Annotated in this window: 12 protein-coding genes and 1 riboswitch; of the genes, 9 read left to right on the forward strand and 3 right to left on the reverse strand. The window is 27.0% G+C overall.

Annotation, left to right across the window (positions count from 1 at the left end; translation table 11 throughout):
* Positions 1-20 precede the first annotated feature (20 nt).
* From hydG to J2Z25_RS00105, 4 genes are all read left to right on the forward strand, one after another.
* Entirely contained in the window at positions 21-1,397 is a 1,377-nt protein-coding gene (hydG, locus tag J2Z25_RS00090) for a [FeFe] hydrogenase H-cluster radical SAM maturase HydG (RefSeq protein ID WP_209737413.1), read from the forward strand.
* A 12-nt stretch (positions 1,398-1,409) separates the two neighbouring features.
* The gene (gene hydF, locus J2Z25_RS00095) at positions 1,410-2,618 is read left to right on the forward strand and encodes a [FeFe] hydrogenase H-cluster maturation GTPase HydF (protein WP_209737415.1); all 1,209 of its coding nucleotides are present in this window, start codon (positions 1,410-1,412) and stop codon (positions 2,616-2,618) included.
* 36 nt (positions 2,619-2,654) lie between these two features.
* Positions 2,655-3,893, forward strand: a complete 1,239-nt coding sequence (locus J2Z25_RS00100; protein WP_425340170.1) for an NAD(P)-dependent oxidoreductase — start codon at positions 2,655-2,657, stop codon at positions 3,891-3,893.
* 232 nt (positions 3,894-4,125) lie between these two features.
* Positions 4,126-5,034 carry a PucR family transcriptional regulator gene (locus tag J2Z25_RS00105; RefSeq protein WP_209737419.1) on the forward strand — a complete coding sequence of 303 codons (909 nt, stop codon included), beginning with the start codon at positions 4,126-4,128 and terminating at the stop codon, positions 5,032-5,034.
* A gap of 117 nt (positions 5,035-5,151) precedes the next feature.
* On the opposite strand, the gene J2Z25_RS00110 is transcribed toward J2Z25_RS00105, so the two are convergent.
* Both J2Z25_RS00110 and J2Z25_RS00115 read right to left on the reverse strand, forming a co-directional pair.
* The gene (locus J2Z25_RS00110) at positions 5,152-5,715 is read right to left on the reverse strand and encodes a chromate transporter (protein ID WP_209737421.1); all 564 of its coding nucleotides are present in this window, start codon (positions 5,713-5,715) and stop codon (positions 5,152-5,154) included.
* Positions 5,708-6,289 (reverse strand): chromate transporter, encoded by a 582-nt coding sequence (locus tag J2Z25_RS00115; protein WP_209737423.1) that lies wholly within the window; start codon positions 6,287-6,289, stop codon positions 5,708-5,710. The genes J2Z25_RS00110 and J2Z25_RS00115 overlap by 8 nt, the downstream gene beginning before the upstream one ends.
* Positions 6,290-6,409: 120 nt before the next feature.
* Between J2Z25_RS00115 and J2Z25_RS00120 the strand changes: the two genes are divergently transcribed.
* Both J2Z25_RS00120 and J2Z25_RS00125 read left to right on the forward strand, forming a co-directional pair.
* Positions 6,410-7,285 (forward strand): LysR family transcriptional regulator, encoded by an 876-nt coding sequence (locus J2Z25_RS00120; RefSeq protein WP_209737425.1) that lies wholly within the window; start codon positions 6,410-6,412, stop codon positions 7,283-7,285.
* 92 nt (positions 7,286-7,377) lie between these two features.
* Entirely contained in the window at positions 7,378-7,722 is a 345-nt protein-coding gene (locus tag J2Z25_RS00125) for a DUF4362 domain-containing protein (RefSeq protein WP_209737427.1), read from the forward strand.
* Positions 7,723-7,784: 62 nt separating this feature from the next.
* Here the strand turns inward: J2Z25_RS00125 and ade are convergent, their stop codons facing one another.
* Complete coding sequence (gene ade, locus J2Z25_RS00130; protein ID WP_209737429.1) at positions 7,785-9,521, reverse strand: adenine deaminase; 1,737 nt, start codon at positions 9,519-9,521, stop codon at positions 7,785-7,787.
* Between the two features lie 42 nt (positions 9,522-9,563).
* A riboswitch (purine riboswitch) is annotated at positions 9,564-9,665 on the reverse strand.
* Positions 9,666-9,797: 132 nt separating this feature from the next.
* On the opposite strand from ade, the gene metA reads away from it, so the two are divergent.
* The 3 genes from metA to J2Z25_RS00145 all read left to right on the forward strand — a co-directional run bounded on the left by metA (position 9,798) and on the right by J2Z25_RS00145 (position 11,901).
* Positions 9,798-10,715 (forward strand): homoserine O-acetyltransferase MetA, encoded by a 918-nt coding sequence (gene metA / locus J2Z25_RS00135; RefSeq protein ID WP_209737431.1) that lies wholly within the window; start codon positions 9,798-9,800, stop codon positions 10,713-10,715.
* Positions 10,716-10,840: 125 nt separating this feature from the next.
* Complete coding sequence (locus tag J2Z25_RS00140; protein ID WP_209737433.1) at positions 10,841-11,362, forward strand: NAD-dependent dehydratase; 522 nt, start codon at positions 10,841-10,843, stop codon at positions 11,360-11,362.
* A 140-nt stretch (positions 11,363-11,502) separates the two neighbouring features.
* On the forward strand, positions 11,503-11,901 hold the full coding sequence (locus J2Z25_RS00145) for a DUF2871 domain-containing protein (RefSeq protein ID WP_209737435.1): 399 nt from the start codon (positions 11,503-11,505) through the stop codon (positions 11,899-11,901).
* Positions 11,902-12,022 lie beyond the last annotated feature (121 nt).

Below are 12,022 nucleotides of genomic sequence, written 5' to 3' on the forward strand. Positions count from 1 at the left end.
AGATTATAGGGGTGTTTTATATGTTTATTGATCATGAGTATATTGAAAGAATTTTAGAAGAAGCCAAAGGAGCCACAAGTAAGGATATAAAGGCTGTTTTAGAAAAGGCTAAAAAAAGAGATGGATTATCTTATGAAGATATAGCAGTTCTTCTTCAAGTAGAAGATAAGGAAGATTTAAAAGAAATATACAAATTAGCAGGGGAAATTAAAGATTCAATTTATGGTAAAAGAGTAGTAATTTTTGCGCCATTATATGTTAGTGATTATTGCGTAAATAATTGCGTTTATTGTGGATATAAAAGAAGCAATAGCTTTGGAAGAAGAAAGCTAAGTATGACAGAAGTAGCTGAAGAAGTTAGAATACTAGAAAAAATGGGACATAAGAGACTTGCATTAGAGCTTGGAGAAGATCCAGTTAATGCTCCAATAGATTATGTATTAGAATGTTTAGATACTATTTATAAAACTCAAAATGATAATGGAGAAATAAGAAGAGTTAATGTTAATATTGCTGCAACAACTGTAGAAGAATATAAAAGATTAAAAGAAGCTAAAATAGGTACTTATATATTATTCCAAGAAACATACTATAAACCAAGCTATGATAAAATGCATCCAAAGTCATTAAAGGGAGATTATAATTATCATTTAACTGCATTTGATAGAGCTATGGAAGCTGGAATAGATGATGTTGGTGCTGGAGTTTTATTTGGACTTTCTGATCCTAAGTTTGAAGTAATAGGGCTTATGATGCATAATAGACACTTAGAAGAAAAATATGGAGTTGGATTCCATACAATTTCAATGCCAAGGTTAAAACCAGCTTCAGGAGTAACTCTACAAGAATTCCCTAATTTAGTTGATGACGAAATGTTTAAAAAGTTAGTTGCAATTATAAGAATAGCAGTACCATTTACAGGTATTATAATGTCAACAAGAGAAACAGCAGAAATGAGAAGAGAGTTATTAAGATATGGTGTTTCTCAAATCAGTGCAGGTTCAAGTACTGGAGTTGGAGGATATAAGGAAAGAGAAGAAGGAAAAGAAGCTCTTCAATTTAAAACATCAGATGATAGAACTCCATTAGAAGTAATAAAATCAGTTTTAGATGATGGATATATACCAAGCTATTGTACAGCATGTTATAGAAGAGGAAGAACTGGAGAAAGATTTATGAAGCTTGCAAAGAGTGGTGAAATTCAAAATGTATGTGAACCTAATGCAATGACTACTCTTTTAGAATTTGCAATAGATTATGGTGATAAGGAAATATTAAAAAAGGCAGAAACTGTTATAAAGACTGAAAGAGAAAGAATAAAGAGAGATGATATTAAAGAGCTTTTAGATAAAAACTTAGAGAGACTTAGAGCTGGAGAAAGAGATTTATATCTATAGGAGGATAACTGTATGAATTCAACACCAAATGCTAATAGAAAGCATATAGCTGTTTTTGGAAAGACTAATGCAGGAAAGTCATCTTTAATAAATAGATTTTTAGGACAAGAAGTTTCACTTGTATCTGAAAAAGAAGGAACAACTACAGATCCAGTTCAAAAAGCAATGGAGCTTATACCCGTTGGACCAGTTTTAATTATAGATACAGCTGGTTTTGGTGATAAAAGTGAGCTTGGAGAAGTAAGGGTTAAAAGAACTTTAGATATACTTAAAAGAACAGATGTTGCAATTTATCTTTTGGATATAAATGACATTGATTTAGAAGAATTTAAAGAAGCTAAAAGGAATTTTAAAAAATATAATATACCTTATATAGTTGTTATAAATAAATCTGATAGTGTTAATGAAAATATTTTAGAAGAATTACAAATTAAATTTAAGGATTCAATATTTCTATCTTCAAATACAGGGGAGGGAATTGAATTATTAAAAGAAAAGCTTATAGAAATTTTAAAAGAAGAAGAGGAAGAACTACCAATAGTAGGAGATTTACTTCCTTATAATAGTAAGGTTATATTGGTTGTACCAATAGATTCAGAAGCACCTAAAGGAAGAATAATTTTACCTCAAGTACAATGTATAAGAGATTGCTTAGATCATGGAATTAAGAGCTACGTTGTTAGAGATACAGAGATTGAAAGTGCACTTGAAGAATTAAAAGATGTAGATTTAGTAATAACAGATTCTCAAGCATTTAAAGAGGTAGATAGAATTGTTCCTAAAAATATAAAGCTTACAAGTTTTTCAATGTTATTTGCAAGACAAAAGGGAGACTTTGAAGAGTTTATAAAAGGAGCCTTAAAGATTAAAGATTTAAATAAAGACTCAAGAGTTTTAATTGCAGAAAGTTGCACTCACAATGTTTCACATGAGGATATTGGGAGAGTTAAGATTCCTAAACTTTTAAATAAATATGTTGGGGCTGATTTAACATATGATCATAGTATTTTCCATGACTTTCCTGAAGATATAGATAAATATGATTTGATTATTCATTGTGGAGCATGTATGATAAATAGAAAAACTGTGATTAATAGAGTAAAGCAATGTAAAGAAAAAAATGTTCCAATAACTAATTATGGTATTGTATTAGCATATTTAAATGGTATATTGGAAAGAAGTTTATCTTTATTTAATACTAAAAAAGGTGATATAATTTAAAAGTTAAAATTAACAAAGGAAAAAGGGGATATGATCATGAAAGAGTTAGTTATAGAAGCAAATAGATGTTATATGTGTAAAAATCCAAGATGCCAAGTAAATTGTCCAATAGATACACCTGTACCGGAAATAATAGGACTATTTAAAGAGGGACAAATAGCAAAAGCAGGAGAAATACTATTTAAGAATAACCCCTTATCTTTAGTATGTTCTATAGTTTGTCCTCATGAGGATCAATGTAAGGGGAACTGTATCAGGGGAATTAAGGATGAACCAGTAAGTTTTTGTGATATTGAAAGACACATATCAAAATACTATTTAGAGAATATAAGACTTGAAAAAGAAAATGATTTAGATGAAAGAGTAGCAATAGTTGGAGGCGGACCTGCTGGTATAACAATTGCATTTATATTAGCACAAAAGGGATATAAAGTAACTATATTTGACTCACATGATAAAATTGGTGGAGTATTAAGATATGGTATTCCAGAATTTAGATTGCCAAAGAGTATTATAGATCATTATGAAGAGAGATTAATTGAACTAGGGGTTAAAATAAGACCAAATACATTAGTTGGACCTGTATTAACTTTAGACAAGCTTTTTTATGATGGATATAAAGCTATATTTATAGGTACCGGAGTATGGAATCCTAAAACTTTAGATATAAAGGGTGAAAGTTTAGGTAATGTTCATTATGCAATTGACTATTTAAAATCACCTAATGTTTATAATTTAGGAAATAAAGTATGCGTAATTGGAGCTGGAGATGTTGCAATGGATGCAGCAAGAACAGCAAAGAGAAATGGAGCTAATGAAGTATATGTCTTATATAGAAAAGGTATGGAAAATGTACCTGCTACCAAATCTGAATTGGAGGGAGCAATTTCAGATGGTATTAAATTTGAATTATTTAAATCTCCTTTAGAATTAACAGAAGAAGGAGTAAAATATATAGAAACAGAAAATGTCATAAGCGAGGATGGAAGAATAAGTACTGTAACTATTGAAGGTAAAGAAGGATTATTTGAATGTGATTCAATAATAATTGCTGTAAGTCAATCGCCTAAAAATAATATTGTTTCAAACACAATAGGGCTTGAAACAAACAAGTGGGGACTTTTGTTAACTGATGAAGTTGGACATACAACAAGAGATGGCGTTTTTGCATCAGGAGATGTAGTTACTGGAGCTAAAACTGTAGTTAGAGCAGCATCACATGCTAAGATAGTTGCAGATGAAATAGAAAAGTATATATTGCAAAATAGACAATAGATATGGAAAGTTAAATTAGAGGTTATAGAGATATAACCTCTAATTTTTTATAAATATTAAAGAACTATTTAAAATATAAATTTTCTAATACTTCAATATTAAAGAACTACTTAATTTTATGTTATAAATATAGTTAAATTATTGTTATAAAAGAAAAGAAAATATTTAATTCTCTGAATTTTAATATATAATATAATTATGAAAAGGATTTAAAAGTGAGGCGGAGGATTTTATGGGAGCAATGGTAGAATTATTAAATGAAGTATGTAAAGAAGCTAATCTAAAAATAAGATTGTTAGATGCTAATAATAATGAAATATATGACAATTTACCTGCAACAGAATCTAAGGTTATGAGAAAAATATCTGTAAATAGTAAAGCATATAAAATTATACTAGAGCAAGATGATATTAAAATAATACCTATAGTTGAATATGTATTAAATAAATGTATAAAAAGGGAAAATATAATACAGGAATTATTAGAAGGAAGAAAACAATGGGATGTTTTAAATGAATCCTTAATAACAAAATCAAATAAAATGTTATTAATAGAAACTAATAAGGAAGATGAAGTTTTAGAAATAGTTAGAGATACATATATAGATAATGATATATATGTTGGAGAGATATATGACAGAATAATAGTTATAGGAAATTTAGAAGATGAGAAAGATCATGCTTTTTCATTAAAAGAAACAGTAATACAAGATTTGGGTGTAAATGCAAAAATAAGTATAAGTGATTTAGATTATACTTTTGATGGATTTAAAAAGGCTTATAATGGAGCTGTACAAGCCCTTGAGATAGGTAGAAAATTTAAAATTAAGCCTGAAATATACTATCTTAAAGATATGTATTTAGAAAAATCCATATTCAATTTATCAAGTGAATATTCAAATGAGTTAAAAGAAGAGTATAAGGATATATTTAAAGGCTTTAATCATGAATTAATACAAACTTTAGAGGAGATATTGAAATGTGATTTATCATTAACAAAAGCTGCTAAAAATTTATATATTCATAGAAATACACTAATGTATAGAATTGAAAAGATTAAAAAAGAAACAGGATTTGATATACGTAACTTTAAGGAAGCTACTTTCCTTTATATTTTATATATGAATAGTAAAATAAATTGATTAAATAAAATTTATTAATAGAAATGATTTTAAAATTAAAAAGGGACCATAATAAGTATTAAAATATCTTGTTAAGGTTCCTTTTTATGATTATTTATATGTCCATCTACATAATATTTACATGTAGATAAATAAGCCTAAAAATCCTGTTAATGCTATAATTGTTAATGGATTAAATTTATATTTTTTAAGTAAAAATAATGAAATAGAAAAGACAATAACCGCAATTATATTAATATTATCTAGATTTCCACTTAGAGTAGTTCTTCCTAAAAATGTAATTAAAATTATAGAAGAAGCAGATGATGCAATAAGACCTATTGAAGTTGAACGTAGGCCTTTTAAAATATTTGCAATTTCTTCAATATCATTATGTTTTTTAAAAAAGTTAAATAAGAAAATAGAAATAATTACGCCAGTAATTACGCAGGCAAAGGTAGCTATTATTGCTCCAATAATTCCTGCTACTCTTAGGCCAACAAAAGTTGAAGCATTAATTGATAATGGGCCTGGTGTCATTTGAGATATAGTAATAATATCAGTAAATTCTTGAATAGTAAGCCAACCATATTTATTTACCATTTGATCTTGAATTAGAGGCATTATAGCATAGCCACCACCAATGCTAAAAGAACCTATTTGCCAAAAGCTTAAAAATAAAGTAATAAGGATATTAATCATTTCTAATTCCTCCTAACTTTTTCTTCTTAACATATACTTGAGTAAGGCTAACTATTACTCCAAAAATAATAATAGCTAATACATTTATATTAAAGAAGAAGCTAGCTATAAATGATAAAGGAACTAAAAGGGATAATAATAAGTTTTTTTCTTTAAACACATCTCCACTCATATCAATAACTAGATCTACAATTGTAGCTGCAACACCGGCTTCCATTCCTTTAAGAACTGCAGAAATAATCATATTACTTCTGAATGCTTCGTAGAAGAAAGATATAACAGATAATATTAACAAAGGAGGTAAAACTGTACCTATACATGTTATAATAGCTCCTTTTATACCTAAAAGATTATAACCTATTAATGAAGATAAATTAACAGCAATAGCTCCTGGATTCGATTGAGCTATTGCTGCCATATCTAGTAGTTCCTCATTATTTATAAGCTTCATATCTTCAACTAAATATTTTCTTAATAAGGGAATAATTACATATCCTCCACCAAAACTAAAGCAACTTACTAAAAATGTCACCTTAAAAAGTGAAAAATATAGCTTAAAACTTTTAATTTTCATGCCATGCACTCCTTATGATTTACTCTTATGCTTATAAGTATATAGCATGGACATAGGATAAGTATAATAGTATAATTTTATATAATATATAAACATTTAGTAATGAATTAGGAGGGGAAAATGAAGATTAGGCATTTACGTATTTTTAAAACAGTATGTGAAGAGGAAAGTGTCACTAAAGCATCTGAAAAGTTATTTATGACACAGCCAGCAGTTTCCCATGCTATAAGTGAGTTAGAGGATTATTTAGGAGTATCTTTATTTGATAGGATTTCAAGAAAAGTTTATTTAAATGAGACAGGTAAATTATTTCTTATAAAGGTTACAAAGCTATTAGACTTATATGATGATTTAGATAAAAATATTAAAGAATTAGAAGATAATGCTATTATTAAGATAGGATCTTGTATAACTATTGCAAATTTTATTTTGCCTACTATAATAGGGAAATTTCAAGGCGTTTGTAAATCTACTCCAACAAAAATTATAGTCGATAATGCTAGAAGTATTGAAAATATGTTATGTAAGAATGAAATTGATTTAGGGTTAATAGAGGGAGTTGTTTATAATGAAGAACTTGAAAGAATACCTTTTTCTTATTATGAATTAGTAGTAGCTTGTTCTAATAAACATAAATTTGCAAAAGAAAAATCTATAACGTTAAGTGAGTTAGTAAAAGAAAAGTTACTATTAAGAGAAAAGGGAAGTTCTATTAGAGATATTTTTGATAGTGCCATGCTATTACATGATATAAGAGTAAATCCCAGTTGGACAAGTGTTAATTCTCAAGTTTTAATAGAAGCTGCAAAAGAAAATTTAGGGATAACAGTATTACCTAGGGTATTAGTTGAAAATGAAATTAATTTAGGAAATCTTGTTGAAATTAAAGTTAATGAGCTTAATTTATCTAATATAAATCATATTGTTTTTTATAAAGGAAAAGTACAAACTAATAGTTTTAAAGAATTAATAAATATAATAAAAAATATAGTTTAGTTAATTAAATATAGGTGCATAATGAATCTTTCTTCATATGATAAATATATATTAAGTGGGGATTTTAGTTTGGAGTGATTTATATATTTAATATGATATGGAGAGAAGAAAAATATAGTATTGATGCAATAATAGATTCTATAGGAAAAATTGATAATAAAGTGCGAATATGCGATTTTTTTGATAATGTTACGTTAAAAAGACCTGATGCTATTAAACTTATTATTTTTACAATAGAAGGAGAACCTATATTTAGAACTATAATTTATAATGGAAATTTTATGAAATTAATTGATGATTCAACTAAAACTAGTTCAAAAAGTTATAACGAATATACTGGAAATAGATATTTAAAAGAAGCCCAAGGAGGAATGATTGCATATAATTTATATCAAGATGAAGAATTTATAAGAAAGATGTTTTCTTATAGAAGTTAAAATAGTCTATAGACTTGTCCTTCAAAAAAGTCTATAGACTATTTTTGTAATTTAAAAAAATATTAATAAGCATTATCTATAAATTTAAATTTACTTACATCAAATAATCCTTTATCAGTTATTTTTAGTTCTGGAATAACTGGGAGTGATAAGAAGGATAGAGTTAAAAATGGGTTGAAGTTGATATCTGGAGCAACTTCTTTAATAGCTAAGTGAAGTTTTTCAAGATCATCAACAACTTCTTGCGATTTTCTTGAGGTTATTAATCCTGCAATTTCTAGTTGAATTGATGCTAATACCTTTTTATCTTTAACAACTATAATTCCACCATTTATTTTTTTTAGTTCTTCTACTGCAAATAATATTTCTTCATCAGATGTTCCACATGTTATTAAATTATGAGAATCATGAGCAACAGTTGTAGCAATTGCTCCAAATTTCAAATTGAGTCCTTTTATTACTCCAAGACCAATATTACCAGTATTTTTATGTCTTTCAATTACAGCTATCTTTAATAAATCTAAACTTGTATCTGATTGAAAGATTTTTGCATTATTTAAAGTGCTTATATCAACTTTTATATGATTACTTTCAAGTTTATTTGGATTAATTTCAATTACATTAAGTATTGATTTTTCGTCTATATCTATTTCTAAATCTTTGCAAGTAATTTTTCTTGTATTGATGTTGTTTAATTTAGGGAATTCATATTGTGTATCAGATTTATTATATACTACTCTATTTTCTTCTACTACTAATGTTCCATTTTTATAAACTGAATTAATTTTGAAATTAGATAAATCATCTAGTATTAAAAAGTCAGCTATATATCCTGGCGCAATGGCTCCTTTGTATTTTAGGTTATAGCATTCTGCAGGATTTAATGTACACATTTGAATAGCTGTTTCAGGGGATAGACCATAAGAAATAGCCATTTTTATAGAACTGTCAATACTTCCGTTTTTTATTAAATCATCAATATGCTTATCATCTGTGCAAAAACAAATTCTTCTACTATTAGAAATCGAAGCAGCTTTTATTAATTCCTTTAGGTTTTTTGCAACAGATCCTTCTCTAATGTGAACATACATGCCTCTTCGTAGTCGTTGAACAACTTCTTCAGCTAAATGCGATTCATGATCAGTAACTATATTTGCTGTTGAATAAACATTAAGCATATCATTTGTAAAGCCGGCACAATGCCCATCAATTATAAAACCATTTGATTTTGCATCCCAAAGCTTATTAATCATATCATCAGAACAATTTATAACTTCAGGAAAATTCATAACTTCAGCAAGTCCTAATACATTAGCTTCTTTATATACTGGGTGTAAATCTGAACTTCCTAATACAGCTCCAGAAGTTTCAAAAGAAGTAGCTGGAACGCATGAAGGAAGCATAAAGTAAAAATCAAATGGTGTATCTTTAGCAAGGTACATGATAAGTTTGATACCTTTATCTCCTAGTACATTAGCAATTTCGTGAGGGTCAATAACTATAGATGTGATTCCATGTAATAATGCAGCTTTATAATATTCTTTTGGAGTTACCAGTGAAGATTCAATATGAGCATGAGCATCTATAAGACTAGGACAAATAAATTTACCAGTACCATCAATTTCCACTGTCCCGTCATAATCACCAAAGCCAACAATAACTCCATTTTTTATAGCTACATTATCTATAAAAGAATTGTTTTGAAATACGTCAACAATAGTTATATTATTAATAACTAAGTCACATATTTCGGCTTTACTTGAAGCCTTAATTTGAGATATAAAATCTTTTTTATTCATAAATCCACCTCTGAGTATATTTAAATATAATAATAAACAACCTCACCTGGATTAAAACTTCTTAGTTATACTATTTACGGTAGTATAGTAGATACGCCCGAACCATATTATCAAGCTTATAGGAAGGTTATTTTTATATATTATATGCAATGAAGTACAAGCTGTCAAAGGGAAATCTGTATAAAATATAAATTTATTTATCTATAAATAAAGAACTAATGAACTTTTAAACTATTGTATTTTATGATTTAATATTTTTATAAGGAGGGGGTATATTTGCCAATAAAAATTCCAGTACAGCTTCCAGCATACAATGTTCTATCTAATGAAAATATATTTGTAATGAATATTGAAAGAGCAGAAACACAAGATATAAGACCTTTAAAAATAGCAATTTTAAATTTAATGCCAATAAAGATTCAGGCTGAAAATCAATTGCTTAGATATTTATCTAATACTCCAATTCAAGTAGAAATAACATTGATACAAACCAAAACATATACTTCTCAAAATACACCAATAGAGCATTTAGAAAAGTTTTATAATTATTTTGAGGAAGTAAAAGAGAAAAAGTTTGATGGGTTAATAATAACTGGGGCACCTGTTGAAACTATGGAATTTGAGGATGTATCATATTGGAATGAACTAAAAGAAATAATGGAGTGGAGCAAAGTAAATGTTTTTTCTACATTACACATATGTTGGGGAGCTCAAGCAGCACTATATTATCACTACAATATAAATAAAAAGCCTTTAGAAAAGAAAATATTTGGAGTATTTTCTCACGAGGTGAATAAGATTAATGAGGATTTAACAAGAGGGTTAGACGATATTTTTTATGCACCACATTCAAGGCATACTACTACATTAAAGAAAGATATAAATAAGGTTAAAGAATTAGAAATATTAGCAGAGTCAGAAGAAGCTGGTGTATTTATAATTGCTACAAAAGATAAAAGACAAATATTTATTACTGGTCATTTAGAATATGATAGAGATACATTAAAGAATGAGTATTTAAGAGATTACAATAAAGGAATTAAAATAGAGATTCCCCAAAATTATTTTCCAAAAGATGATGTAAAAGAAATTCCTACCGTCAGATGGAGAGGAAGTGCAAACATAGTTTTTAGTAATTGGTTAAATTATTGTGTATATCAAAATACTCCATTCAAATTAGAAAATATAAAGTAATTATTGTTACTAAATATAAAATAAGTTTTGCTTTTATGAGTTAAGTGCATGTTAATTCATAAAGGCACTTTTTTTTATACAAAATAATATAATGATTTTAGAAAGGCATATATACGGAGGATTTTATGAAAGATAGGGCAATTATATTTGGATCTTCAGATAACTTTCTAATATATTTTGTAAAATATCTTATATTAAATAATGTAGAAGTTTATTTAATACTTAGGAAGAACGAAGAAATTCCTATTATAAACGATATAGAAAAAGATGTAACAGTAATAAGATTTGATGGAAATATAGAGTACTTAAAATTACTATTAAAATCTATAGAACCTAAGGTAATATATAATTTATATGAGTTAAAGAGAGAGGATAAATATGAAATAACCGATCTTGTAAATATTAATTATATAAATGTTATTTTAATTTTAGAGGCTCTTACAACAGCAAGAAATGTAAAATTCATTAATTTAGTAAGCAAAGGTAAAATTGATGAAGAAGAGAATTCATTAGATTTATATTCTGCTGTTCAGAAATCTTTAGAAAGTATTATTTTATTCTATAAAAATATATACTCAATAGATTCGTCCATTGTATTTAAAACTGGAGATATAAACTTAGATTTAGGAAAACTCTATAGTTTTTAAAATAATAAAGCTATAATGCTTAAAAAGCATTATAGCTTTATTATTTTTTATATATTTAATAAGGGTTGAAATTTATGACTATAGCCTTTATTATATAATTATTATTAATTAACAATTTATATTAAATTAGGAGGTATAATATGAAAAAATATTTTAATTTTGCAACATTTTATTTAGTTTTAGGGTTAGTAATGGGAGTATTTTATAGAGAATTTACAAAGTTTAATGGATTTGAAGGAAAAACTGTATTATCAGTTGTACATACTCATTCAATAACATTAGGATTTATTTTCTTTATTTTAGTTTTACTTTTAGAGAAAAATTTTGGATTATCGAAGATAAAACATTTTAGAAAATGGTTGGTACTTTATAATGTATCATTAATATATGTTTTAGGAACTTTCACAGCTAGAGGGATAATGCAAGTGTTAGGAACAGACTTTGCTGGATTAAGTCATATAGCTGGACTTGGACATGCTATGATTGGAATTGCAATGATATGGTTTATAGTTATAGTCAATAAATCAATAAAAGAATAACAAGTTATAATAATTATTAAAAAGCATGGTAAAAATAAAGGGGGATGATTCCTCCTTTATTTTTGCACTTTTGTAAAATTTAATATATAGTTTAAATATAAGTACTTTAATTATAGGAATG

It is taken from the genome of Clostridium tertium, assembly GCF_017873245.1.
Classification (GTDB): Bacteria; Bacillota; Clostridia; order Clostridiales; family Clostridiaceae; genus Clostridium; species Clostridium tertium.